Source organism: Deinococcus sp. AB2017081, from assembly GCF_034440735.1.
Lineage (GTDB): Bacteria > Deinococcota > Deinococci > Deinococcales > Deinococcaceae > Deinococcus > Deinococcus rufus.
Window position 1 is genome coordinate 2,980,180 of the sequence record NZ_CP140098.1, and the last position, 24,498, is coordinate 3,004,677.

At 69.8% G+C, this 24,498-nt stretch carries 26 protein-coding genes; 10 read left to right on the forward strand and 16 right to left on the reverse strand.

Annotated features, from left to right (window positions below; all coding sequences use genetic code 11):
- The first annotated feature begins 177 nt into the window (after nucleotides 1-177).
- Complete coding sequence (locus tag U2P90_RS14515) at nucleotides 178-1,107, forward strand: ferritin-like domain-containing protein (protein WP_322472694.1); 930 nt, start codon at nucleotides 178-180, stop codon at nucleotides 1,105-1,107.
- A 72-nt stretch (nucleotides 1,108-1,179) separates the two neighbouring features.
- Here U2P90_RS14515 and U2P90_RS14520 read toward each other — a convergent pair whose 3' ends face one another.
- Both U2P90_RS14520 and glpX read right to left on the reverse strand, forming a co-directional pair.
- Complete coding sequence (locus U2P90_RS14520) at nucleotides 1,180-1,908, reverse strand: SDR family oxidoreductase (RefSeq protein ID WP_322472695.1); 729 nt, start codon at nucleotides 1,906-1,908, stop codon at nucleotides 1,180-1,182.
- A gap of 36 nt (nucleotides 1,909-1,944) precedes the next feature.
- On the reverse strand, nucleotides 1,945-2,949 hold the full coding sequence (gene glpX, locus U2P90_RS14525) for a class II fructose-bisphosphatase (protein WP_322472696.1): 1,005 nt from the start codon (nucleotides 2,947-2,949) through the stop codon (nucleotides 1,945-1,947).
- 108 nt (nucleotides 2,950-3,057) lie between these two features.
- On the opposite strand from glpX, the gene U2P90_RS14530 reads away from it, so the two are divergent.
- Nucleotides 3,058-3,573: an HD domain-containing protein gene (locus U2P90_RS14530; protein ID WP_322472697.1), complete on the forward strand. Its 516-nt coding sequence runs from the start codon at nucleotides 3,058-3,060 to the stop codon at nucleotides 3,571-3,573.
- A 16-nt stretch (nucleotides 3,574-3,589) separates the two neighbouring features.
- On the opposite strand, the gene U2P90_RS14535 is transcribed toward U2P90_RS14530, so the two are convergent.
- From U2P90_RS14535 to U2P90_RS14555, 5 genes are all read right to left on the reverse strand, one after another.
- A complete protein-coding gene (locus tag U2P90_RS14535) occupies nucleotides 3,590-4,099 on the reverse strand; it encodes a hypothetical protein (protein WP_322472698.1) in 510 nt (169 codons plus the stop codon).
- Between the two features lie 77 nt (nucleotides 4,100-4,176).
- Complete coding sequence (locus U2P90_RS14540) at nucleotides 4,177-5,874, reverse strand: VanW family protein (protein WP_322472699.1); 1,698 nt, start codon at nucleotides 5,872-5,874, stop codon at nucleotides 4,177-4,179.
- Nucleotides 5,875-6,013: 139 nt separating this feature from the next.
- Nucleotides 6,014-7,273: an aspartate aminotransferase family protein gene (locus tag U2P90_RS14545; protein ID WP_322472700.1), complete on the reverse strand. Its 1,260-nt coding sequence runs from the start codon at nucleotides 7,271-7,273 to the stop codon at nucleotides 6,014-6,016.
- Nucleotides 7,274-7,387: 114 nt separating this feature from the next.
- Nucleotides 7,388-8,263: a DMT family transporter gene (locus U2P90_RS14550; protein WP_322472701.1), complete on the reverse strand. Its 876-nt coding sequence runs from the start codon at nucleotides 8,261-8,263 to the stop codon at nucleotides 7,388-7,390.
- Entirely contained in the window at nucleotides 8,260-8,724 is a 465-nt protein-coding gene (locus U2P90_RS14555) for a GNAT family N-acetyltransferase (protein WP_322472702.1), read from the reverse strand. Before U2P90_RS14555 ends, U2P90_RS14550 begins: the two co-directional genes overlap by 4 nt.
- A gap of 17 nt (nucleotides 8,725-8,741) precedes the next feature.
- Here U2P90_RS14555 and U2P90_RS14560 point away from each other — a divergent pair, with 17 nt between their 5' ends.
- The 3 genes from U2P90_RS14560 to U2P90_RS14570 are packed head-to-tail and all read left to right on the forward strand — an operon-like array spanning nucleotide 8,742 to nucleotide 11,804.
- Complete coding sequence (locus U2P90_RS14560; RefSeq protein ID WP_322472703.1) at nucleotides 8,742-10,220, forward strand: PLP-dependent aminotransferase family protein; 1,479 nt, start codon at nucleotides 8,742-8,744, stop codon at nucleotides 10,218-10,220.
- 43 nt (nucleotides 10,221-10,263) lie between these two features.
- Complete coding sequence (locus U2P90_RS14565; RefSeq protein WP_322472704.1) at nucleotides 10,264-10,641, forward strand: hypothetical protein; 378 nt, start codon at nucleotides 10,264-10,266, stop codon at nucleotides 10,639-10,641.
- Complete coding sequence (locus tag U2P90_RS14570; protein ID WP_322472705.1) at nucleotides 10,638-11,804, forward strand: glutathionylspermidine synthase family protein; 1,167 nt, start codon at nucleotides 10,638-10,640, stop codon at nucleotides 11,802-11,804. Before U2P90_RS14565 ends, U2P90_RS14570 begins: the two co-directional genes overlap by 4 nt.
- Before the next feature lie 189 nt (nucleotides 11,805-11,993).
- Here U2P90_RS14570 and U2P90_RS14575 read toward each other — a convergent pair whose 3' ends face one another.
- Together U2P90_RS14575 and malQ are read right to left on the reverse strand one after the other, a co-directional pair.
- Complete coding sequence (locus tag U2P90_RS14575) at nucleotides 11,994-12,566, reverse strand: cob(I)yrinic acid a,c-diamide adenosyltransferase (protein WP_322472706.1); 573 nt, start codon at nucleotides 12,564-12,566, stop codon at nucleotides 11,994-11,996.
- Between the two features lie 82 nt (nucleotides 12,567-12,648).
- Nucleotides 12,649-14,160, reverse strand: a complete 1,512-nt coding sequence (gene malQ / locus U2P90_RS14580; RefSeq protein WP_322472707.1) for a 4-alpha-glucanotransferase — start codon at nucleotides 14,158-14,160, stop codon at nucleotides 12,649-12,651.
- A gap of 139 nt (nucleotides 14,161-14,299) precedes the next feature.
- Here malQ and U2P90_RS14585 point away from each other — a divergent pair, with 139 nt between their 5' ends.
- Nucleotides 14,300-14,980 carry a hypothetical protein gene (locus U2P90_RS14585; protein WP_295823280.1) on the forward strand — a complete coding sequence of 227 codons (681 nt, stop codon included), beginning with the start codon at nucleotides 14,300-14,302 and terminating at the stop codon, nucleotides 14,978-14,980.
- A gap of 7 nt (nucleotides 14,981-14,987) precedes the next feature.
- Here U2P90_RS14585 and U2P90_RS14590 read toward each other — a convergent pair whose 3' ends face one another.
- The 6 genes from U2P90_RS14590 to U2P90_RS14615 all read right to left on the reverse strand — a co-directional run bounded on the left by U2P90_RS14590 (nucleotide 14,988) and on the right by U2P90_RS14615 (nucleotide 20,539).
- On the reverse strand, nucleotides 14,988-15,776 hold the full coding sequence (locus tag U2P90_RS14590) for an amino acid ABC transporter permease (protein ID WP_322472708.1): 789 nt from the start codon (nucleotides 15,774-15,776) through the stop codon (nucleotides 14,988-14,990).
- Between the two features lie 144 nt (nucleotides 15,777-15,920).
- Nucleotides 15,921-16,676, reverse strand: a complete 756-nt coding sequence (locus U2P90_RS14595; RefSeq protein WP_322472709.1) for an ABC transporter substrate-binding protein — start codon at nucleotides 16,674-16,676, stop codon at nucleotides 15,921-15,923.
- A gap of 140 nt (nucleotides 16,677-16,816) precedes the next feature.
- Nucleotides 16,817-17,989 (reverse strand): ABC transporter ATP-binding protein, encoded by a 1,173-nt coding sequence (locus U2P90_RS14600; protein WP_322472710.1) that lies wholly within the window; start codon nucleotides 17,987-17,989, stop codon nucleotides 16,817-16,819.
- Between the two features lie 197 nt (nucleotides 17,990-18,186).
- Nucleotides 18,187-19,263: a type IV pilus twitching motility protein PilT gene (locus U2P90_RS14605; RefSeq protein WP_295814598.1), complete on the reverse strand. Its 1,077-nt coding sequence runs from the start codon at nucleotides 19,261-19,263 to the stop codon at nucleotides 18,187-18,189.
- A complete protein-coding gene (gene panC, locus U2P90_RS14610; RefSeq protein ID WP_380101891.1) occupies nucleotides 19,260-20,060 on the reverse strand; it encodes a pantoate--beta-alanine ligase in 801 nt (266 codons plus the stop codon). The genes U2P90_RS14605 and panC overlap by 4 nt, the downstream gene beginning before the upstream one ends.
- A gap of 110 nt (nucleotides 20,061-20,170) precedes the next feature.
- A complete protein-coding gene (locus U2P90_RS14615) occupies nucleotides 20,171-20,539 on the reverse strand; it encodes a phage holin family protein (protein WP_322472711.1) in 369 nt (122 codons plus the stop codon).
- Nucleotides 20,540-20,606: 67 nt separating this feature from the next.
- On the opposite strand from U2P90_RS14615, the gene U2P90_RS14620 reads away from it, so the two are divergent.
- Entirely contained in the window at nucleotides 20,607-21,011 is a 405-nt protein-coding gene (locus U2P90_RS14620) for a hypothetical protein (RefSeq protein ID WP_322472712.1), read from the forward strand.
- A gap of 69 nt (nucleotides 21,012-21,080) precedes the next feature.
- On the opposite strand, the gene purB is transcribed toward U2P90_RS14620, so the two are convergent.
- The gene (purB, locus tag U2P90_RS14625) at nucleotides 21,081-22,388 is read right to left on the reverse strand and encodes an adenylosuccinate lyase (protein ID WP_322472713.1); all 1,308 of its coding nucleotides are present in this window, start codon (nucleotides 22,386-22,388) and stop codon (nucleotides 21,081-21,083) included.
- A 128-nt stretch (nucleotides 22,389-22,516) separates the two neighbouring features.
- On the opposite strand from purB, the gene U2P90_RS14630 reads away from it, so the two are divergent.
- The 3 genes from U2P90_RS14630 to U2P90_RS14640 all read left to right on the forward strand — a co-directional run bounded on the left by U2P90_RS14630 (nucleotide 22,517) and on the right by U2P90_RS14640 (nucleotide 24,456).
- On the forward strand, nucleotides 22,517-22,693 hold the full coding sequence (locus U2P90_RS14630) for a hypothetical protein (protein ID WP_295814608.1): 177 nt from the start codon (nucleotides 22,517-22,519) through the stop codon (nucleotides 22,691-22,693).
- A gap of 71 nt (nucleotides 22,694-22,764) precedes the next feature.
- On the forward strand, nucleotides 22,765-23,679 hold the full coding sequence (locus U2P90_RS14635; protein WP_295814612.1) for a histone deacetylase: 915 nt from the start codon (nucleotides 22,765-22,767) through the stop codon (nucleotides 23,677-23,679).
- A gap of 144 nt (nucleotides 23,680-23,823) precedes the next feature.
- On the forward strand, nucleotides 23,824-24,456 hold the full coding sequence (locus tag U2P90_RS14640) for a Crp/Fnr family transcriptional regulator (RefSeq protein ID WP_295814614.1): 633 nt from the start codon (nucleotides 23,824-23,826) through the stop codon (nucleotides 24,454-24,456).
- Nucleotides 24,457-24,498: the final 42 nt, after the last annotated feature.

Genomic DNA, 24,498 nt, shown 5'->3' on the forward strand with positions numbered 1-24,498 from the left:
GATCTTTAGTCCACCTTCACGCTTGCGAGGGCCGTGATCCAGCCAGCCCGCCGCCGCTTAGAAGCTCAGTGAAGGCGCACCTGATGTCCTCCTGATCTTCGGCCCTGTGGCGGGATCGGAATCACGGCCTGCCCTCCATCCGTCCGTCTGTCGCCCACACTCCCTGGAGGTTCCACCATGACCCAGCACATCTCGACCCGCCGCAAGTTCCTCGGTATGACCGGCCTGATGGGCGCCGGAGCCGTCCTTTCGGGCTGCACCAGCGTGATCGCCGCCAACCCGGTCAAGGCCAACCTGGACGCGATCATCTTCAACTTCGCGCTGAACCTGGAATACCTGGAAGCCGCGTTCTACCTTGCGGCGACCGGTCGCCTGGGCGAACTCGATGCCGCCGGCGGCGACAGCAGCAAGGTGCTGCTGCCCGACGGCTTCACGGGCAAGGACGGCGTGGGTGTCCCCGGCATGTCGGCCGCTGTGCGGGCCTACGCCAACGAGACCGCCACTGACGAGAAGAACCACGTCATCATCATCCGGAAGGTGCTGGGCGCGTCGGCCATCCCGCAGCCCGTCATTGACCTGCGCGATTCCTTCAAGGCGGCAGGATCGGCGGCATCGAACGGCGCAATCACGGGCTTCAATCCCTTCGCCAATGAGCTGTTCTTCCTGCATGGCGCGTTCATCTTCGAGGACGTGGGCGTCAGTGCCTACAAGGGCGCGGCCCGTCTGCTGGTGGACGACAGCGAGGGCGGCAACCTGGAGAACGCGGCCGGCATCCTGGCGGTCGAGGCCTACCACGCCGGGATGATCCGCACCCTGCTGTACCAGCGGCGCACCGAGACGGCCGCCGCCGGCCTGACCGTCGAGCAGGTCGTGGCTGCGATTAGCAACCTGCGCGACGCCGTGGACGGCAGCTCCGACGACGACCAGGGCATCACGGGACCCGTGGCGACCGAGTCGAACATCGTCCTGGCCGACAGCAACTCGATCGCCTTCAGCCGCAGCCCCCGCAACGTCGCCAACATCGTGTTCCTGGACACGACCGGTACCGCGACCAAGGGCGGCTTCTACCCGAACGGCCTGAGCGGGGACTTCAGCAAGATCCTGTAATAGAGCTTCACGGCCGCCATACGGCCCGGATGTCGTGGTGACCGACATCCGGGCCGTCGTCTGTGACTCCGCCTAGATCCCCCAGCCGCCGTCCACCAGCACCTCCTGCCCGGTGATGTAGGCAGCTTCCTCGGTCGCCAGGAAGGTGATCGCGGCGGCGACCTCGCCGGGTTCCCCGAAGCGGCGGGCGGGAATACGCGCACGCAGGGCGTCGGCCTGCGCCGGGTCGGCGTGCAGGGCCTTCAGCCGGTCGGTGGCGGTGTAGCCCGGCGCGACGGTGTTGCAGGTCACGCCGTCGGCGGCGACCTCCAGCGACAGGGTCTTGAGGTGGTTCGTGACGGCGGCGCGCATGGCGTTGCTGACGGGCAGGGTCAGGGCCGGTCGCCCCACCGTCAGGCTGGTGACGGCGATGATCCGGCCCCAGCGGCGCTCACGCATGCCGGGCAGCACACCGTCGATCAGGCGGGCGGTGCTCAGGAAGGTCGTCTCGAAACCGCGCTGCCACGCCTCGCCGCTGACCTGGCTGGGCAGGCTGGGCGGGGGGCCACCGGCATTGCTGACCAGGATATCGACCGAACCGGCGGCGTCCACGGCGGCGCGCACGCCCTCGGGGGTACTGACATCCGCCACGGCCCAGCGAACCCCGATGTCCTGCGCGGCCGCCCGGAGCGTGGCCTCGTCGCGGGCCGCGATGGTGACCTCGGCCCCCAGTTCCCGCAGGTGCGCGGCGGCGGCCAGGCCGATGCCCCGGCTGCCACCGGTGACCAGGGCGCGTTTTCCGTCCAGTCTGAAGAGTGCCATGCCCGCAGGGTAGCGCCCCGCACCGGCCGCGGCACGTCAGATCCGGATGGTCACGCGGGCCTTGTCGTTCTCCAGATGCACCGAGTCGATGAAGCGCACGACCTTGGTGGCGTAGCCCATGACCAGGGTGTGGGTGCGGGCCCCGCCGGCGAAGCGACGGACGCCATTGAGCAGCTCGCCATACGTGATGCCGGTCGCGCTGAAGACCATCTGTGCGCCGGGCGCGAGGTCACCCGTCTTGTAGACCCGGTGCTCGTCCACGCCCATCTCGCGGAAGCGCTCGCGCATGACGTCGTCCTCGGCGATGAATCGGCCCTGGATCTCGGCGCCCAGGCACTTGCAGGCCGCGGCCGAGAGCACGCCCTCGGGGGCACCGCCGGAGCCCATCAGGGCATGGACACCGGTGCCACGCACACCGACAGCCAGCCCGGCCACGACGTCGCCGTCGCCGATCAGTTTCACGCGGGCCCCGGTGGCCCGCACCCGGCGGATCAGCTCGGCGTGCCGGTCACGGTCGAGGATCGTGATCATCAGGTCGTCCACGTCCCGCTCCAGGCTCTGGGCGATCACGTTCAGGTTCGCCTCGACCGGCCAGTCCAGGTGCACGCGTCCGGCGGCGGGGGGCGGCACGATCAGTTTCTCCATGTAGCAGTCCGGCGCGTGCATCAGGCCGCCGCGTTCGGACAGGGCGATCACCGCGAGCCCGTTCGGCAGGCCCTTGGCGGTCACGCTGGTGCCCTCGACGGGGTCGACGGCGATGTCGACCTCATACTGGCCGCTGCCGACCTGCTCGCCGATGTACAGCATGGGGGCCTCGTCCATCTCTCCCTCGCCGATCACGACGGTTCCCCGGATGTCCAGCGAGTTCAGGAGTTCGCGCATGGCCTCGGTGCCCGCGCCGTCCACGGCGTTCTTGTCGCCCAGACCCATGAAGCGGCTGGCGGCCAGCGCCGCGCCCTCGGTGACACGTGCGGTCTCCAGCACCAGCGCGTGCTCGAAACTCTGCGAGTCCTGTCCGCCGCCCTGCCGCTTGCTCGTCATGCAAGGAACCTAACACGCCCCCCGAACCGCACCGACTGGAAGTGGTTCCAGGGCTGTCACCCGCTGGGGGAACCCCGCCACCGCCCGCACTGGTCGTATGCTCGGCACATGCGGCACCGCACCCTGCTCCAGCGCCTCGGGCGAAAGGCGCGGGGCTACGTCGCCAAGATCCGGCGCCTGCTGCGCAGCGTGCGCGTGGAGGATGCCCACCCGGACGACGCCTGGGCCCACGCCCGGCTCACCCCGGCCGAGGAGCGCGTGTACGCCGCCATGGATCCCCGCGACCGCGAGCACGCCTGCCGGGTTGCCCAGGCGCTGCTGCGCGGGCACCCGGACGTGGGGGCCGAGGTCGTGGCCGCCGCCCTGCTGCACGACTGCGGCAAGAGCGTGCGCCCCTACCGCGTGGCCGAGCGGGTTCTGGTCGGTCTGATTCCCAACCGGCTGGCGCGACTGCTCCCGCCCGTAGGGGCAATCGGCATCCGTGCCCACCACCCGGAACTGGGCGCACGGCTCCTGGCACACGCTGGAGCGCGGCCCCGCGTGTGTCGCCTGGTCGCCCGCCACCACCACCCCGGCGGCGACCCGGACGCCACGCTGCTCCATGAGTACGACGACCGGGAGTGAGATTCCCTCTCTTCGTTCAGCGGAAACGCAGTGAGGCGAGCACCTTGGTGAAGGTCGCGTCAGCCTGGGCGTAGCGCGTGGGCGAGTCGGTCAGCTGGAAGGAGTACAGGTTCTTCGCGCCGTTGCCGTACCACACCCGCATCCGCAGCTGTCCACCGGGGTGGGTCAGCACATACTGGCGCTCCTGCCCGCGGACACCGCCATACGCGGCCACCTTGCTGGACTGCTGTTTCAGAGTGACGCCGCCCGTGGCAACCCCTGACTCAAATTTCTTGAATTCGCTGTTCAGATCGATGGCCGCGCCATTCTTGGCGGTGTACAGCAGGCGGATCAGGGTGGCAGGCGGAGCCTTGGCCGACACCACAGTCAGTCCGGCGGCCTTGTCTCCGAAGTCCGCCCCCAGCCAGCCGCCCGGCAGCGACACCCGGAAGGGCAGTTTGGGATCATCGACCGCCACCAGGGACTGCGCCCCGGCACTTCCCAGGGCAAGCACGGCGATGGTCAACAGACGGGAACAAGCACTCATGTCCGCGAGGGTACCAGCGCCACATGAGCGGTCACCCAGCCCTGTGCTCTGGCCCCTCTGCTGTCAGCGCGGTTCCCTCAACTCTTCGGCCCGACCTCGTACACCGCCCGCCACGGCTTGTAGATGGTCTTGGTGACGTCCTTGCGCACGCCGGCCGCGTCCTTGATGGTGCGGGTGATGTAGAGGTTGTAGCCGTCCTGTGCCCAGTCGACCTGCCGCACCGCGCCGGGCCGGAGCTTCGGGTTCACGATGTACTGGGCAGGCGGGTGCGGCGTGCGCGCCAGGATCACGGCCGGGCTGACCGCGACGGTACGGGCCGGTTTCACGCCCCAGACCTCGACCGTCAGGGTGCTCTTCGCATTGTCGTTCACGGTCTTGATCAGCAGCGGCGCACCGGTGTCGTTCTTGAACTTCAGATCCACACCCGGGTCGTACACGGCGGCCTCGTAGCCCACCTGCGGCTCGTAGTAGCCCACGCGGTACGAGTGCTGGTTGCGCTCGACGACCGGCAGGCCCGCCTGATACAGCGCCCGGAAGGTGGTGGTGCTGACCTGGCACACACCGCCGCCCAGGCCATCGACCGTCCGGCCCCCGCTGATGATCAGGCCGCTGACAAAGCCGTTGCTGGCGCTGATGCCGCCCAGGGTGTTCAGGAAGCTGAAGACCTCGCCGGGGGCGACGACCGCGCCGTTGATCTTCGCGGCAGCATTGGCGACATTGGTGCGCCGCGCGGCGCTGGAATGGTAGTACGTGCTGCGGCCGACCGTGATCAGCTCCAGCTTCCCCGGATCGGGCAGCTGGGCCAGCGTCAGCGCGGGCACACTGGGCCGGCTGGGCAGCACCAGCAGCGCCTTCGTCCGGTCAAGCACGGCCGTCCTGAAGGCCGCATACGCCGCCGGACGATCCGTGACGATTCCGGCCTTCTCCTTGACCTTGACCAGTTGCGTGCCCTTCAGGGCGTAGCGGGCATCCTGTGCGGGCTGGTCGATGTAACCGGTCAGCTGACCAAACGCGACCTTCATGGCAGGCTCGTCGGGCTCGATACCGTCGGGGCGAACCCAGTACAGGTTGGCGACCTGAAGCTCACTGAGAATGCCGCTGCGCGTGGTGCCCGCGAGCTGCACCTTGAAGGGGCGCACCAGGGCGTTGCCCTGATCGACCAGCGGCTGCACCTGCGCGGCCGTACGGTCGGCGGCCCACACGTTCAGTGGAATGGTCACCGTGGTGCTGGCGGGCGCGGCGACATAGCCCTTCACGGCGGCGGCGACGTCGGGGCGCCGGCCGGCCGTATCGGGCTTCACCGCATACCGCTTCGTGGTTCGCTCGAAGATCACGCTGGCGTTTCTGGGCGACTGTTCCAGACCGCGTGCCAGCGTGGTCAGGGTCGAGGTGGCCCGCTGAGCGTCGACTGCGGTCACGAGCGGGAACTCCTGCACCTTCGCCTGCCCCAGGAGGGCCTGAAGGCGGTCGATCAGGCCGCGTTCGGCGGTGGCCTGCTCGGCGGGTTTCACGCTGGCTGCCGCGTCGACGTGCCAGCCGAGCTGCCCGGCCCCGACCGTCCACGCATTCGTGCCGGCGGTCACCGTGACCTGCGGCGCGGCGGGCGCACGGGCCGCCACGGCCGCGAGGGCCTGTTCGCGCGTCAGGCCGCCCACGTCCACGCCGCCCACGCGCAGGCCCGGTGCCAGCGTCCCGCCCGGCTGCGACGCCGCGTCGACCGCCAGCGCTCCGCCCAGCAGCGCGATCCCCAGTGTTCCCCCGATCCAGGCCTTCATCGCCATCAGTGTAGGAAAAAGGAAGCGGAAATGCGCGTCAGATCGTCACACTCGACGGATCCTTCCCCCATCCAGGGAGACGAGGCGGCCGGATACGCGTCTCCGCATCCGGCCGTCCAGCACCTCACCCTCGTCTGCCCTACTCGGTCTGCTTGTCCTCGCGGCCCTGCGCGAGCTCCGCCTGCCGCTCGGCGCGGGGGTTGACGGTGTTCAGGACGCGCTCGAAGGCCGCCACCACAGTGTCGATCTGCTCCTTCGTGATCGGGATGGGCGGCAGGAAGCGCACAACCAGCGGCGTGGCCTGGAGGGTCAGGATGCCCTCGTCGTGCTCCAGCGCGTGGATGTACGGGGCGCTCTTCTCCTTGAGTTCCACGCCGATCATCAGGCCCAGGCCGCGCACCTCGCGGATCTTGGGGCTCTGAATGGCGCGCAGCTTCTCCATGAAGTACTCGCCCTTCTCGCGCGCCTGCTCGGCCATGCCCTCGCGGCGCATGACGCGCAGCGACGCCACGCCCGCCGCCATGGCCAGCGGGTTGCCGCCGAAGGTCGTGCCGTGCCCGCCGGCCGGCATGCGGTCGGCGACCGCGGCGGTCATGGCGAGCGCGCCCGCCGGGACGCCGCCGGCGATGGCCTTGGCGAGCGTCATGGCGTCGGGCACCACGCCCGAGTGCTCGCACGCGAACATCTTGCCGGTGCGGCAGAAGCCGGTCTGGATCTCGTCGAGGATCAGCAGCGCGCCCTTCTCCTGCGTGATGCGGCGGGCCTCCTGCATGAACTCCACGGTCGCGGGGCGCACGCCGCCCTCGCCCTGGATGGGTTCCATGATCACGGCGGCCGTCTCGTCGGTCACGGCGGCGCGCAGCGCCTCGATGTCGCCGTACGGCACGAAGTCCACGTTGCGGTTATCCACGGCGTCGCCGAAGGGCTCGCGGTACTTGGGTTCCCACGTGAACGCCAGCGCGCCCAGCGAGCGGCCCGAGAAGCCCCGCCGGAACGACACGAAGCGCTTCCGGCCCGTGCCGGTGATCGCGAATTTCTTCGCGGCCTCCATCGCCTCGGTGCCGGAATTGCACAGGAACACCCGGTCGAGGCCCTGCGGCAACGCGGCGACCAGTTCCTGCAGGAACTCGGCGCGCTTGTCGTTCGGGAGGGTCTGCGGCATGACGGTCAGGCGCTCGGCCTGCTCCTTGATCGCCCTGACGACGTCGGGGTGGCTGTGCCCGATGTTCGCCACGCCGTAGCCGGCGACGCAGTCGATGTACGAGCGGCCGGTCTCGTCCCACACGGTCGCGGCCTGGCCGCGCGTCATGACGACGTGGTGCTTGTTGTACACGCCGCTGTCGTACTTGAGTTCGGCGTCCAGCCACTTGCTCTGGGTGCTCTCGGGGGTCGTGGTCATAGGGTTGCCCTCCTGGGGTCGTCCGCCCAGTGTAGGCGCTGGGCGGCGGGGATTCACGGTCGGTGTCCAGCCCGGCGGGCCCGGACGGTGGCCGGCGCGGTCATGCGGGGGCGGTCATGCGGGGGCCGGGCGGGCCCGGCGCGGCGGCGCGTTGATCAGGCCCAGGCCGGCGAGCACCACGAGCACGCCCAGCGCGGACAGCAGTCCCACCGGCTCGCCCGACAGCGCCGCCCAGCCCAGGCCCCATACCGGCAGCGCGTACGTGACCGCCGTGACCTGGGTGGGCGACACGCGCGCCAGCAGGCCGTAGTACAGCAGGTACGCCAGCCCACTGCCCAGCACGCCGAGCACGACGACCGACGCCACGCCCCGCGCCTCCAGCGGCCCCGGCTGCGGGCCGAGCAGCGCCACCGGCAGGAGCATGAGCGCGCACAGGCCCAGCTGCGTGGTCGCCAGCCCCACCGGGTCGAGGCCCGACAGCGTGCGCTTGGCGATGGTCGTGGCGACGGCGTACCCGGCGCTGGCGAGCAGCAGCACGGTCACGCCCTGCGCGGTCGCGTGCCCGCCGCCCAGCCCGCCCGACACGGTCAGGGCCACGCCGCCCAGGCCGAGCAGCACCCCGGCGACCACCGGGCCGCGCAGCCGCGACTCGTGCAGGCCCAGCCCGATCAGCAGGGCGAACAGCGGCGTGGTCGCGTTGATGATCGCGGCGATGTTGCTGCTCACCGTCTGTTCGCCCCACGCGAAGAACGTCCACGGGATGGCGTTGTTGAACAGCGCCACGAGCAGCAGCGGCCGCCACAGCCGCAGCGGCGGCAGCGCGTGCCGGCCCAGCCGCAGGGCGGCGACCAGCACCAGCACCCCGAACACCGAGCGCAGCAGCGCCACCCACACCGGCGGGAACACCTCGCCCGAGTAGCGGATCAGCAGGAACGACACGCCCCAGACCGCGGAGAGCAGGAACATCTGAAAGACGTCCCGGCGGGTCATGCCGGCTCCCCCAGCGCCCGGCTGAAGTGGTGCGCGCTGATGCTCAGGCCGTGGGCGTGGTACAGGCGGTGCGCGGCGTGGCGGGCCTCGCCCGTGCCGGAGTCAAGGTGCAGGGCCACGCAGCCCAGGTGGCGGGCCTCGTCGGCCAGCCAGGTCAGGAGCGCGCCGGCGTGCCCGCGCCCCCGCGCGCCCGGCAGGGTGCTCAGGTCGTCCACGTACAGCGTGCGGCCCTCCCACAGGGTCGTGACGACGCGCCACCCGGCGACGGCGACGGCCTCGGCGCGTCCCGGTTCGAAGGCCCCGGTCAGGCGGTAGCCCTCGGGCCCGACCGCGTGCAGGTGGGCCTGGAGGGCCTCCACGCGGTCGGTCGCGGGGGAGTCCGGCCGCAGCTCGCGCAGCGCGGGCAGGGCCAGGGCGGCGTCCCCGGGCGGAATGGGACGGAGGGCGCGGGGGTCGGACATGGTCGTAGACTACGGGCATGGTGGCCCCCCGCACAGCTCCACTTCCGGCGAGTTCCGGCAGTCCACTCCGGAGCACGCGGACGGACGGCCTGCCGTTCCCCGTGACGCTGGAGCGGGGCGGGCGCGAGCCCCTGCACGCGCAGCTGGCGGCGCGGCTGAGGGCGGCGGTGCTGTCGGGCGCGCTGCCGGGCGGGTCGGCGCTGCCCGGCACCCGCACGCTGGCCGCCACCCTGGGCGTCACGCGCGGCGTGGTCGCCGACGCGTACGCGGCGCTCGTCGCGGACGGCACGCTGGAGGCCACCGTGGGGCGCGGCACCGTGGTGCCCGTGGGCGCGGCGCGCAGCACGGCCGCCCCCGCCGCCCGCGGGCCCGCATGGCTGCTCGCGTTCCGGCCGCCGCCCGTCGACGACCCCCTCCCGCCGGCGGGCATCGTGTTCCAGACCGGGGTCACCGAGACGCGCATGCTGGACGTGCGCGCGTGGCGGCAGGCGTGGGCGGCGGCGGCCCGCGCACCCCTGCCCGGCGGGTACGGCGACCCGGCGGGCGAGCCGGAACTGCGCGCCGCGCTGGCGGCCTTCGTGGGCCGGCAGCGGGGCCTCGCGGCGGGTGCGGAGGAGGTGGTCGTCACGGCCGGGTCGCTGCACGCCCTGAACGTGATCTCGCGGGGCCTGCTGCCGCCGGGTTCGCGGGTGCTGTTCGAGGAACCCGGCTACCGCGCCGCGCGGCAGGTGCTCCTCGACGACGGGCACGAGGTGATCCCCGTGCCGGTGGACGACGGCGGCCTGACGATCGGCCCGGACTCGCCCCCCGCGCGGCTGGCGTACGTGACGCCCAGCCACCAGTTCCCGCTGGGCGGCCGCATGAGCCTGCCGCGGCGGCTGGCCCTGCTGGAGTGGGCGCGGCGGCACGACGCATTGATCGTCGAGGACGACTACGACGGCGAGTTCCGCTACGACGCCCCGCCCCTGCCCACCCTGGCGAGCCTCGACGCGGGCGGCGGACGGGTGCTGTACCTGGGCACCCTGAGCAAGGTGCTCGCCCCGGGCCTGCGCACGGGCTTTCTGACCGCGCCGCCTGCACTGATCCCGGCACTGGTGCGGGCCCGGACGCTGCTGGACTTCGGGCACCCCCTGCCGGTGCAGCGGGCGCTGACGTGGCTTCTTGCGGGCGGGCACGTCGACCGGCACGTCCGCCGCGCCCGGCGCTGGCACGCCCAGGTGCGCGCAGCCCTGACCGAGGAACTCGCGCCCCTCGCCCCGCACGCCACGCTGGGCGGCATCGAGGCGGGGCTGCACGTGTGCCTGCACCTGCACGGCGGCCTGGAGGCGCGGGACGTCGCCGCACGGCTCGCGGCGCGGGGCGTGCACGTGGTCACGCTCGACCTGTACACCCTGCGGCCGGTCACGTCCCAGACGCTGGTGCTGGGCTTCGGCGGCCTGACCGTGGACGAGGCCCGGCGCGGCGCGCGGATCATCCGGGCGGTGTTGGCCCCCTGACGGGAACGGCAACCGCGGAGCGGAATCGGCCGTACTGAGAAGCATGAGGACGAAGACCTTCCACCTGCCGCTCCTGGCCGCGCTGCCCGCCGTGCTCGCCGCGTGCGGGCCGGCCGGGGTGGACACGGCCGGCTACACCCGCTGGTCGTACGGCAGCTCCCAGCAGTGCCTGGACGCCAACCGCGCGCTCCTGACGCAGGGCCTGTCCAACCCCTGCCAGCGCAGCGGCGGCACGTACTTCGGGCCGTATATCCGGGTCTTCAATGGCACCCGGCAGTACCTGGGCTACGACGGCCGCGGCAAGACCCTGGCCGGCGGCGTGACCTACGACCCGGCGCGTGGCAGCTACGGCACGTTCCGCGCGCCCGTCACGCGCGGCGGCTTCCTGGGGTCGGCGCGCAGCGGCTCCTTCGGCGGATGAGGCGGCTGACCTTCGCCCCCCGCCCAGGCTGGGAGGAACGCCTGCGTGCCGTGGGCTTCACGTGGTACGCGCCGACGCCCGAGCACCCTGTCCCCTACTGGGGCGAGGACGCCGCGTACGCCTTCACACCTGCCGAGATCGAGCGCGTCGCAGCGGCGTCTCAGGAGCTCACGCGGCTGGTGCTGGACGCCACCGGGCACGCCATCGAGACCGGCCGGCTCGCGGAGCTCGGCATTCCCGCGTTCCTGCACGCCGCGGTGCGCGCGTCGTGGGAGCGGGACGACCCGACCGTCTACATGCGCCTGGACGTCGCGTACGACGGGCAGGACGTGAAGCTGCTGGAGGTGAACGCCCAGACGCCCACCAGCCTGATCGAGGCGGCTGTGGCCCAGTGGCAGTGGCTGGAGGATCGCCGCGCGGCGGGCGAGCTCCCGGGCACCGCCGACCAGTGGAACAGCGTCCACGAGGCGCTGGGTGCACAGTGGGCGCACCTGATCCGCGCACGGGGCGTGGGGCACGTGCACTTCAGCGCCGCGGACGTGGACGAGGACATCGCCACCGTCACGTACCTGCGCGACCTGGCGGAGCAGGCCGGGGCCAGCAGCAGCTACTCGTCCGTGGCCCAGATCGGCACCAGTCCCGAGTCGGACACGCTGCTCGACACCCTGACGCTGCCCATCCGGCACCTGCTGTGGCTGTGGCCCTTCGAGTTCGCGTGGGAGTCCCCCGACGCCGCGTTCCTGGCGACCACGCACACGCGCTTCATCGAGCCGCTGTGGAAGACCGTGACGGGCAGCAAGGGCCTGCTGGCGCTGCTGCACGAGCGCCACCCCGGCCACCCGCACCTGCTCCCCGCCACCCTGACCCCCGGCGCGCTCGGCCCGGCCGTGGTGCGCAAGCCCCTGTACTCCCGCGAGGGGCAGAACGTCCAGCTTCCCGGCGAGCCGACCACCCCCGGCGATTACGCCGACCTGCCAGTGGTCGAGCAGGCGTATACCGATCTGTCCACCTTCCACGCCCCGGACGGCCCCCGTTACCCCGTGCTGGGCATCTGGATCGCCGGCGACGAGGTCTGCGGAATGGGCATCCGCGAGGGCCGCGGCCGCGTCACGGACAACCGCGCGACCTTCGTGCCGCACGTGATCCTGCCAGAAGGAGTCTGACAGCAGAGTTCAGAGGCATTGAGGGTTGCCCTGGGTGCCTCTGAAACGAGCGGAGCGAGTCCCGGACAGGGCAGCGGTTGGAAGTGGAGCCCTGAGGCATCTTCTCAGCCCCGGGGCGGAACTGACCAGCGCTGTGAAGGGCCGAACGTCTGACGTGCGGACGGTACGACCTTCAGACCCTCCGACCGCTTACCGCCGCCCCTTCACCAGCCACGCGTGCTCCCCCACGCCGGCGGCCTGGTTCGCGGCGCGGGCCATGACGAACAGCAGGTCGGAGAGGCGGTTGAGGTACACCTGCACGTGCGCGTTGGCGTCCTCCTCGTGCAGCAGGCGGATCACCTCGCGCTCGGCGCGGCGGGCGACGGTGCGGGCCACGTGCAGGGCGGCGGCGGCGGGCGTGCCGCCCGGGTGCACGAAGCCCGTGAAGGGCGGCGCGGCGTCCTGGTAGCGGTCGATCATCGCCTCGACGAACGTGACGTCCTGCTCGTCCATGCGGGTGATCTTCGCCTCGTAGGTGGTGCCGCTGCGCGTGGCGAGGTCGGCCCCCACGTCGAACAGGGCGTTCTGGAGGTACTCCAGGTCGGCATCCAGCGCCGGGTCGGGCTTGTGGCTGCGCGTGTTGTGCGCCCGCGCGAGGCCGATGGCGCTGTTCAGCTCGTCGACCGTGCCGTACGCCTCCACGCGGATGTTCGCCTTGCTGACCCGGTCGGCCCCGTACAGGCCCGTGGTGCCGCCGTCGCCGGTCTTCGTGTAGAGCTTCATGGAGGACAGCCTAGAGCAGAGGGGGCAGGGCAGAGAGCAACATCCTTCGCCCTCTGCCCTGCCCCCCTGGCCCACTGCTTCGTCAGGCCCGGTTCGTCTCCTCCGTCAGCTTGCGCAGGCTGGCGGCGAGGTCGGGGCGCAGGTCGGCGGCGTTGTAGCGCCACGTCCAGTTGTGGTCGCCGGTGGTGCCCGGCAGGTTCATGCGGGCCTCGGTACCCAGGTTGAAGATGTCCTGGAGGGGCACGACGGCGAGGTTCGCGCGCGTCTCGAAGGCGATGCGCATCAGCTGGGGCGCAAAGCTCTCCTCGGAGGGATCACTGCTGGTGTAGGTGCGGAAATTGTGCTTCTCCAGCTCGTCGGCATGCACCCACCAGCCCCGCGTGGTGTCGTTGTCATGGGTGCCGGTGTACACGACCTGGTTCTCGCGCAGGTTGTGCGGCAGGAAGTCGTTCACGCTGAAGTCTCCGCCACCGAACGCGAACTGCAGCACGGCCATGCCGGGGAACTCGAAGTCGTCGCGCAATGCCTCGACGTCCGGCGTGATCACGCCCAGATCCTCCGCGATGATCGGCAGGACACCCAGGGCCTCGCGCACCGCCTCGAACATCTCGTGGCCGGGGGCGGGCACCCAGCGGCCGTGGATGGCGGTCTCGGCGGGGAAGGGAATCTCCCAGTACGCCGCGAAGCCGCGGAAGTGGTCGATACGGATCACGTCGTACAGCTTCAGGCTGCCCTGGAAGCGCTCGATCCACCACGCGTAGCCGTCAGCCCGCATGGCGTCCCAGTTGTACAGGGGGTTGCCCCACAGCTGCCCCGTCTCGGAGAAGTAGTCCGGCGGCACGCCCGCCACGACGGTCGGCTGGCCGGCGTCGTCGAAGTAGAACTGCGCGCGGTTCGCCCACGCATCGCTGGAGTCCATCGCCACGAAGATCGGGATGTCCCCGATGATCTGGATGCCGCGCTCGTGCGCGTACGCACGGGCGGCGTTCCACTGCCGGAAGAACAGGAACTGCGTGAACTTCACGCGGTCGAGCGCCTGCCCGAGGGACTCGGTGGCAGCCTTCAGGGCCTGGGGATCACGGTCGCGTACGGCCGGCTCCCACGCGTTCCACGGCAGGCCGCCGTACGTGCGCTTCAGGGCCATGAACAGGGCGTAGTCGTCCAGCCACGACGCCTCGGCGGCCTTGAAAGCCTCGAACTGCGCGGCAAGTTCCGGGGCCTGGCCATCGCCGAACGCGAAATGCGCGTAGGCCCGTTCCAGCATCTGGTTGCGCCAGATGAACTGCTGCCCGAAGTCCACCTTCTGCGGGTGGAAGTCCGGCACGGCCTGGAAGTCCGTATCGAGCAGCAGACCCTCGGCGCGCAGCTCGGTCAGGTCGATCAGGTAGGGATTCCCGGCAAAGGCACTGAACGCCTGGTACGGACTGTCGCCGTAGCCGGTCGGGCCCAGGGGCATGACCTGCCAGTACTTCTGGCCGGCGGCCGCGAGCCAGTCGATAAAGGTGCGAACCTGAATACCCAGTTCGCCGATACCGTACGGGCCGGGAAGGCTGGTGGGGTGCAGCAGGACGCCGCTGGAACGTGGGATGGACATGGGAGGAACCTCCAGGGACATGGACGGGATCGCAGGGTGGAAGTGATTCCAGACAGACCGAGGATAATGCACCGTACTCCCCACGCGGCCCGGCCTCAGCGGACGATCAGAATTCCGTGAGACCCGGCGTGCTACGACGGTGACTGTGATCCATCTCGCCTTCAAGGCGGCCGTGGCCCTGTGTGGTCTGCTTGGTGTCGTCCAGGCGTCTGCGCCGGCTCCGGCCAGTCCATCGTCCGCCGTGCTGGACGGCCTGCGCGGCCACCTCGCCACATTCACGCCCGTGTCCGGCGAGACGTCGCTGCTGGCCGTGGCGCGACAGGAGGCCCTGGACTGGACGGCCTTCCAGAACCTCTTCACCACCCAGGTGACGGGGGCAGCGTATCTGGACTGGCGTGGCCACACCGCCACCACCACTGCCAGCGTGTTCACCACCCTGCGGGCCGCCACCTACGCTGCCGGAGCGCGCACGCTGCTCGTGGTGAACCGTGAATGGTGCTCGGCGGGCAGCTGCCAGACCCGTACCGCCTTCGGGTGGCTGGAACCGGGCGGCCTGGAGGTCGTGAAGGACACCACCGTGATCCCCCTGCTCCGCGACGTGGACTTCTACCCCGGTTCGGTGCCCGCGTGTCTGAAAGGAGTGACCCTCAGCGTGACCTACGTTCCCGCCCGCACTGGCGGCACCCTGAGCGCCATGGCGGTCGCGCCGCGCGCCGCGCAGCAGGCTTGCGCGAAGGCAGGAATCACCCCCGAGGCCGTCACCCGCCCCCTGAATTTGAACTGGACACCCGGCGTGGGGAAGTTCCGGAAGGCGTGGTAGACGGCCCTCAGCGCGTGGCGATCTTCACGCGCCTTTCCAGCTGATCGGTGAACAGGGTCATCACGCTGGTCAGGGCCAGATACACCACGGCCACGGTGGTCAGCACCGGGATCGGCTGGAAGCTCTCGCTGCTCACGCGGGAGCCGGCCAGCGTGAGTTCCAGCAGCGCAATGCTGGACGCCAGCGACGAGTCCTTGAGCAGCGCCACGAGATTGTTCACCAGCGGCGGCACCACGATCCGCAGCGCCTGCGGGAGCACCACCGTGCCCATGGTCTGCGCCCCGCTCAGGCCCAGCGAGCGGGCGGCCTCGGTCTGCCCACGTGGTATGGCGAGGATGCCCGCCCGGATGACCTCGGCGTTGTACGCGCCGACGTTCAGCGCCAGGGCGATCACCGCCGACCAGAACTCGTTGAGCTGCACGTTGATGCCGATGCCCTGGAGCAGCGGCGGCAGCGCGTTGTACACGAACAGGATCTGCACCAGCAGCGGCGTGCCCCGGATGATCCACACGAAGAAGTTCGCCGGGGCACGCACCCACGCGCTGGCACTGGTCTTCTGGATGCCCGCGATCATGCCGATCACCAGCCCGATCAGGCCGCTGACCACCGTGAGCTGCAGGGTCATCCGTGCCCCCTCGACAAACAGGTCGGCACGCGGCCCGATGGGATCGGGCATCTGGCGCAGGATCAGCGTGATCACGAAGAACAGCGCCAGGAAGGCCAGCACCGCGCCCGCCACCCACAGCAGCAGGCCGCCACCGGGCGGGCCGGGGCGCACAGGTTTCGCGGCAGTCACGCGGGGCTCCACGGACTGCGGAGACCGGTTCCAGACAGTGAGCGTGAGGACATTTGGGGAATGATGGCATACCGGCGCGTAGACACGGTACACAGGGCGGCGGGACGACCCCAACCGGAGCCGTCCCGCCACGTCACGCCGGACTCAGCGGCAGCGGACGTCCGTGCCGAAGTACTGGCCGCTCAGCTTGGCGTAGCTGCCGTCGCTGAGACTCTTGGTCAGGGCGGCGTTGAGTTCCTTCAGCAGGCCGGAGTTGCCCTTCTTGACGGCCATGCCGATGCGCTCGTTGAACAGCAGCGCGCCCTGCACGACCTTGCCCTTCTGCGCCTTCACGAGATCCAGGCCCGTGAACTTGTCGCCCACCCAGGCGTCCACGCGGCCCGCCATCAGGGCGGCCTGGGCGTCGGTGTCCTTGGGGAAGGTCTTCACGTCGCCCACGCCGGGCACCTTGCGGACGTTCTCCAGGTACGTGGTGCCGACCTGCACCGCCACCGACTTGCCGCTCAGGGCCGCCGCCGTGGTGGGGCCGCCGGGCTTGGTGACGATCGCGCCGCCCGTGCAGTAGTGGGGGCTGGAGAAGTCCACCGCCTTCTGACGCTCGGGCGTGATGCCGTGGCTGGCGATCACGAAGTCGTAGCGATCCTGGTTCAGGCCGATCAGCAGGTTGTCGAAGGGCTGCGTGACCCACTGCACCTTCAGGCCCAGCTGCGCGGCGAGCTGGTTGGCGAGATCGACCTCGAAGCCGGTGAGCACCTTGCCCTTCAGGACGTTGAAGGGCGGGAACGCGCCCTCGGTGGCGATCTTGATCGTGCCGGACTTCTTGATGTCGTCCCAGGAGCGGGCCTGGGCGGTCGACGCGAGCAGGGCGAGGGCGGTCAGGGCGAGCAGAGTCTTCTTCATGGGAACTCCTTGGGTACCGAGGTCGGTGAGGTGGTTGCCGGGAAGCATAGCGGGCGACGCGCACAGCGTAAAGTTGCCCCCACAGCGGGGCGTGGAAAACGCCGCCCCCGTGGGAGCGGCGCTGTGCATGCAGAGCGGGTTCAGTCGGCGCTGACGGCGCTCGCGTACTCGTAGCCCAGGCCGGGCGTGTCGGCCTGACCGCGCGTGCCGGCAGGCGTTCCCCGGTCGATGGCCAGTTCGGTCGCGGGATCGAAGGCGTGCAGACGGGTCTGGTCGACCACGATGTTGATGCTGTCACCGGGCTGCACGAGGGCCTGACCCTCGACCTTGACGGTCATGTCCTGCCCGGCCACACTGATGATCAGGTCGGTCTGGGCACCCAGCGGCTCGACCACGACGACCGTGCCGCTCAGCTTGTTCACGCCCTGCGGGATGTCGCCCACTTCCGGCAGCGACACGTGCTCGGGGCGGATGCCCATGACGACTTCCTTGCCCTCGTAGGCCCGCAGGCTCTGGCCCAGGCGGCCCATCGGCGCGACCTGATCGTTGCCGATCACGAAGTTGCCGTTCTGCACGCGGCCCGTCAGGAAGTTCATGCTGGGGCTGCCGATGAAGCCGGCCACGAACTTGTTCTGCGGGAAGTCGTAGAGGTTCATGGGCGTGTCGACCTGCATGATCACGCCGTCGCGCATGACCACGATGCGGTTGCCGAGCGTCATGGCCTCGACCTGGTCGTGGGTCACGTACACGATGGTGGCACCCAGGCGGCGGTGCAGCTGGGAGATCTGGGAGCGCATCTCGACGCGCAGCTTGGCGTCCAGGTTCGAGAGCGGCTCGTCCATCAGGAAGACCTTCGGCTCACGCACGATCGCGCGGCCCATGGCGACACGCTGGCGCTGACCACCGGACAGCTCCTTGGGCTTGCGGCCCAGCAGGTGCTCGATCTGGAGGATCTTGGCCGCGTCACGGACGCGGCGGTCGATCTCGTCCTTGGGCGTCTTGCGGAGCTTCAGGCCGAAGGCCATGTTGTCGTAGACGTTCATGTGCGGGTACAGCGCGTAGTTCTGGAAGACCATGGCGATGTCGCGATCCTTGGGCGGCACGTCGTTCACGACGCGGTCACCGATCTTCAGGATGCCGTCGCTGATGTCCTCGAGGCCGGCGATCATGCGCAGGGTCGTGGACTTGCCACAGCCCGACGGCCCGACGAACACCATGAGTTCGCGGTCGGCGATGTGGAGATTGAAGTCCTTCACCGCGTGGTGCTTGGTGCCGTACCGCTTGTTGATGTGCTCCAGGATGACTTCTGCCATGCTCTACGCCTGCCTCTGTCGCCCCTACTCTTGCCCGTGAATGTGCTTCCCCGGCGGGAAGCGGGTCGGGCAACCGGGGTACGTGTACGAGAAACCCGGACTTCCACTGACGCCTTGCTGACAGGGCGAAGTTTACCACGCCCCGGCTGCACGGTTGGCACCACGCTGGACAATCGGGTCGGGAGCCGCGCCGCCCGTCAGTACGCCGTGCCGGTCTTGGTCACCATCAGCTTGAGTTCATGCGGGCTGGTGGCCGACGCCAGGGCCTCGTCCATGGTGATCAGGTGGTTGCGGTACAGCTGCACGAGGTGCTGGTCGAAGGTGTGCATCCCCCGGATGTTGTCCTCGATCAGGGCATCCTTGATCAGGGGCGTCTTCTCCTCGTCCTTGATGTAGTCCTGGATCAGGGGCGTGTTCAGCATGATCTCCAGCCCCAGCACCCGCCCGACTCCGTCCGAGCGCCGGAGCAGCCGCTGGCTGACGATGCCGACCAGGGACTCGGCCAGGTGAATCCGGATCTGGTCGCGCTCGAAGGGCGGGAAGAAGTCGATGATGCGGTTCACCGAGCGCACGGCGTCCTGGGTATGCAGCGTGCTGAGCACCAGATGGCCCGTCTGCGCGGCCGAGAGGGCGGCCTCGACGGTCTCCTTGTCGCGCATCTCGCCGATCATGATCACGTCGGGATCCTGGCGCATGGCGTATTTCAGGGCGGTGCGGAAGTCGCGGGTGTCGCTGCCGACCTCGCGCTGCACCACGATGCTCTTCTTGTTCTTGTGCAGGATCTCGACCGGATCCTCAACCGTGATCACGTTGTACGCGAACGTCCGGTTGATGTGGTCGATCAGGCTGGCCAGGGTCGTGCTCTTGCCGCTGCCGGTGGGGCCGGTCACCAGGATCAGGCCACGCGGCGAGTCGGCCAGACCGCGCATCAGGTCGGCCGGGAGACCCAGCGACTCGAAGCCCGGAATCGCGTCCGACACGATCCGCATGACGATCCCCACCGCGCCGCGCTGCCGGAACACGTTGCAGCGGAAGCGGCCCAGCCCCGACACCGAATACGCGATGTCCAGCTCGTGGCGGTATTCGAAGTCCTCCCACTGCTCGGCGGGCATCAGTGCCTGCGCGAGCATCTGGGTGTCCGGCGGCATCAGCGCCTGCGACCCGAAGGGCACCAGTTGCCCGTCCACGCGGCCCATCGGCGGACTGCCGGCCTGCAGGTGCACGTCCGACGCGCGGCGCGTGACCATCTCGCGCAGCAGTTCGTCCAGGGTCACGCGCCGGCCCCGATGGTCGCTCCGGGATCCAGGGGCAGGTTGTCGATCAGGCGAACGCCGTACATCCGGGCGGCCACGAGCACGCGGGTCATGGGGTCATTGTCCTCACGTTCTCTTTCCAGCATGTCACTGGACAGCAGGTCAGCCCCCACGACCTCCAGATATTCCACCTCTGCGTCCGGCTCGTGGGCGAGCACGTCCAGGCCTGCCTGTCGCAGCGCCAGTGTTCGGCGTTCGCCCCCCGCGTAGGCCGCCTGCACCGAGCGCAACGCCCGGTGCAGCACCGTGGCCCGCTCCTTCTGCGGCGCCGTCAGATACGAGTTGCGGCTGCTCATGGCGAGACCCGACGTCTCGCGCACCGTGGGCACCCCCACGACCTCGACCGGCACATTCAGGTCGGTGACCATGCGCCGCAGCACGGCCAGCTGCTGCCAGTCCTTCTCGCCCAGGAACACCCGCCCGGGCTGCACGAGGTTCAGGAGTTTGAGCACCACGGTCGCCACGCCCACGAAATGCCCGGGCCGCGCCGCGCCGTCCAGCGGCTCGCTGACGCCCGACACCACCACCCGCGTGTCGAATCCCGGCGGGTACATGGTCTCCACTTCCGGAAAGAAGACCGCATCCACACCCGCCCCGGCCGCCACGCGCAGGTCGCGCTCCAGGTCACGCGGGTACTTCGCCAGATCCTCCTTCGGGCCGAACTGAAGGGGATTGACGAAGATGCTGAGCACCACCACGTCGCAGGCCTGCCGCGCCTGCCGGATCAGGGTCGCGTGTCCCTCGTGCAGGTAGCCCATGGTGGGCACGAAGCCCACCACGCCCTGTCCGCCCAGCGCTGCCCGCAGCAGCAGAGGATCGCGGTACACGGCCGGGGTCGCCACGTCATGCGGCGGGGCAGGCGGCGTGGTCACTCGCTCTTCCCGTCCAGGCCCAGCGCTCCCACCACGGCATCGAGCACCCACGAGATCACGGTCAGAATCAGCGCCCCGATGATCGCCGCGCCGAAGCCGTTCACATTCAGCGCCGTCACCGCTGCCACGAGGTACAGCACCACGCCGTTCACCACCAGCGTGAACAGCCCCAGCGTGAGCACGTTCACCGGCAGCGACAGCAGCAGCAGCACCGGCCGGATCAGCGCGTTCACGATCCCCATGACCAGCGCCGCGATCAGCACCCCGACCACGTCCGCGCCGGGCGCGAAACTCACGCCCCCGTACACCTGCGTGAGCAGGTACAGCGCCAGGGCATTGACCAGCAGCCGGATGATGAATCCCATGGGGACAGGATACGGGATGGGTCAGTGTGCGGCATGGCAGGAAACCGGCATCCACTGGCATGGAATTGTGAAGAGACTCCTGTTCCTACCACTCCTTGCCGTCGCCTGTGCCCCCGGCATCGCGTCACAATCGGCGTCTCTGCCCTTGCATCCGGGGCAGGTGTGGCAGTACACCGTCACGGAATCAGGCAAAGCACCGAGAACCGGCACGATCAGGGTCAACAGCCCGAACGAGCCTCGACTGAACGGCATCGTCAGCGACGATCTGCGCTATCCGCACGACGCGATCCTCTTTTGTTCCGCGAACAAGAAGCAATTGCTCCTGAACCCATATGCCGGCCCTGGCGGAACGATCACCGGATGCACCTTCAATACCATCGACGGGTATCAGAGCGACTTCAGCGCCGACTACGCGTACATGGCGCCCACCAAAAACATCCTGGGCACCTGCTCGCTGAAACGACTGAAGTGAGGACGCGGTGACGGTCAGAGGCTCCGGTGCCCCGATCACTCCACGCCCTCAACCCGATGACCGATCAACTTACAGCCCGAACCGCGCGTAGATGTCGTCCACGTGCCTCAGGTACCACTGCAGATCGAAGGCGGCGTCCAGATGGGCGTCGTCCAGCGGGTTTTCCGGGTCGGCCTTCAGCAGGTCGCGCAGGCCCTCGCCGGTTTCCCAGCTCCGCAGGGCATTGCGCTGCACCAGGCCGTACGCGGCCTCGCGGCTCATGCCCTGTTCGTCGATCAGCGCGTGCAACACGCGCTGGCTGAAGACCAGACCGCCCAGGTCGTTCAGGTTCTTCAGCATGCGGTCCGGGAACACGACCAGATCGCGCAGCACGCCGGTCAGGCGGCGCGTGGCGTAGCTGGCGGCGGCGGTGGCGTCCGGCAGGATGACGCGCTCGGCGCTGGAGTGGGAGATGTCGCGCTCGTGCCACAGGGCGACGTTTTCCAGGCCGGTGGTCAGGAAGCCGCGCAGCAGGCGGGCAAAGCCGGTGACGTTCTCGGTCAGGATGGGGTTCTTCTTGTGCGGCATGCTGCTGCTGCCGGTCTGCCCCTTGCCAAAGGGCTCCATCGCCTCGCGCACCTCGCTGCGCTGGAGGTGGCGGATCTCGACGGCGATGCGCTCCAGGGTGGTGCCCAGGATCGCCAGGGCGGACAGCACCTCGGCGTGGCGGTCGCGGGCCAGGGTCTGGTTGGTGACGGGCGCGGCCTGCCAGCCCCACGCGGCGGCGACCTCGACCTCGACCTTCGGGGACACGTGCGCGTAGGTGCCCACGCTGCCCGACAGCATCACGACCTGCACGCGCTTTCTGGCGGCATTCAGGCGCTCCAGATCGCGTTCCAGGGTCGCCATCCAGTTCAGGAACTTCAGGCCGAAGGTCATGGGTTCGGCGTGGATGCCGTGCGTGCGGCCGACCGTGGGCGTGTGCTTGTAGGCCACCGCCTGGATCCGGCAGACCGCGTGCAGCGCCTCGACATCCGTGATGATCAGGCCCAGTGCCTCGTCCAGCAGCAGGTTCTGGGCGGTGTCCACGACATCGGTGCTGGTCAGGCCGTGGTGGATGAAGCGGGCGTGTTCGCCGTACCGGTCGGTCAGGGCGCGTGTGAAGGCCACGATGTCGTGACGGGTGACGGCCTCGATCTCGGCGACCTTGTCGGCAAAGGCGTCGTCCAGGGGATCGGCGGCGCTCTGCGCGGTCAGGGCGGTGTGGGCCTCACGGGGCACCTCGCCGTGATTGGCCTGGGCGTCCATGGCGGCGAGTTCCACCTTCAGCCACGCGCGGTACTTGCTGGCCTCGCTCCACAGGGCCTTCATCTCGGGGGTCAGGTAACGGTCGATCACGCCCCGGAGCGTAGCACCGCCCACCACGGCCCCCGGACATCACGGATAGGCCGGGTCCGGAGTTCCTACACTGACGGCATGACACCGACCGCCATGACACCGCTGCGCCGCCGGCCACCCCACCACACATGATCCTGGGCCTGCTGCTGCTGATCCTGATCAGCGTGAACCTGGGCGGGATCTTCAGCATGGTCATGCAGGTGGGGCGAGGGGACTGGCTGGCGGGCCTGGGCTCGTTGCTGCTCCTGGCCGTACTGGACGTGGCGGGCTTCTGGATCGTACGGGCGCTGCGCGAGGAGGGCTGATCCGGCACCCGGTTCCCGTGCCCGTGTGCTGGCTTGCCGTGTGAGGGGCGTGGCCGGGCCACAATCGGCGCGTGAGTTCATCCGGCCACCCCTTCCGCGCCTATACGCCGGCCGCCTACACCTTTCCGTTGCCGGAGGGACACCGCTTCCCGGCGTACAAGTACGCGGGCGTGCGCGACCGACTGTCGGGGGTGCTGCCGGTGCTAGACACCCCGGCGCTGCCCTGGGCCGACGCGGGGCGGGTGCACGATCCGCTGTGGCTGCGGCGCTGGCGACGGGGCGAGGTCACGGCCCAGGAGGAGCGGGCCTTCGGGCTGCCGTGGTCGCCGGGCGTGGTGGAACGGGCCCGGCGGGCGGCGGGGGGATCACTGGCCGCCCTGCACGACGCCCTGCGGGTGGGCTGGGGCGCGAATCTGGCGGGCGGCACCCACCACGCCTTCCGCGACCGCGCCGAGGGTTTCTGTCTGGTGAACGACGCCGCGATCCTGACGCGCATCGCGCTGGACGACGGTCTGGCGAGCCGGGTCGCGGTGATCGATCTGGACGTCCACCAGGGCAATGGAACGGCCTCACTGCTGGCGGCCGAGTCCCGCGCCTTCACACTGAGCATTCACGGCGAGCGCAACTATCCCTTCCGCAAGGAGGCCAGCTCGCTGGATCTGGGCCTGGGCGACGGGGTGACGGATCACGAGTACCTGGAGGTGCTGCGCCACCACGCCCTGCCCGCACTGGATACCTTCCGGCCCGACCTGCTGATCTACCTGGCGGGGGTAGATGTGCTGGCGGGTGACCGTTTCGGACGCTTTGCCCTGACGCTGGACGGCGTGCAGGAGCGCAACCGGACTGTGCTGACGTGGGCCAGGACAGCGGGTGTTCCCGTGGTCACGGTGACGGCCGGGGGCTACAACCGCGATCATGCGCTGACCGTCGAGGCCCACGCCAGCGTCGTGCTGGACGGCCTCGACGTGTTTGCGCACGGGTGGTAGCAACCTGCCTTGAGCCGTCATTCAGGAATGCTCTCATGGTTTGACCAGGGTTGTACAAAGGTTATACAGTCACCGTCAACAGGCGACGAGCACCGCAGCCGCTGACCGGACGCCGCACCTGTGGCTTTCGGCACAGGAGTGGACATGACGTACATCAGCCCCACGGCCCCCGCGTACACCCACCACCCCGAGTCCACCCGCACCGTCCGACGGGGCCAGACCCTGTACTACGCCGGCGACAGTGCGCCGAGCCTGTACCGCCTGGAATCCGGCCTGATGCGCGCCGTGCGCCTGACGCCGCAGGGCCGGAACCTGACCGTGCGGCACATCCGCCCCGGCGACATCTTCGGCGAGGAGACGCTGCACGGCACCGGCCGGGCCCATCAGGTCGTGGCCCTGACCGACGCGGTACTCACGCCCATCCACCCGCAGCACCTGACCCCGACCGACGTGTGGGATCTGACCCGCAGCCTGTCCGCTCAGCTCCAGCGCATGATGACCGACGGCGTTCACATCCAGGACGGCGACCTGCGCGAGCGCATCGCACGGTACCTGCTGAATCTGGCCGATTCCACCCTGGGCGGCCAGCACGCCGACGGCGTGCGGTACGTCCGCGCCACGCACGAGCTCATTGCCGAGGGCACCGGCGCCACCCGCGAGAGCGTGAGCAAGCTCATCGGCGAGATGCGCGACGACGGTCTGCTGACCCCTGCGTACCGCTGCCTGACCCTGACCGACGAGGAACGGCTGCGGATGCTCAGCGGTTACCACGGCTGACGTCTGCCCCCCGGAGCGCCCGCCACCCCGGCGGGCGTTTTT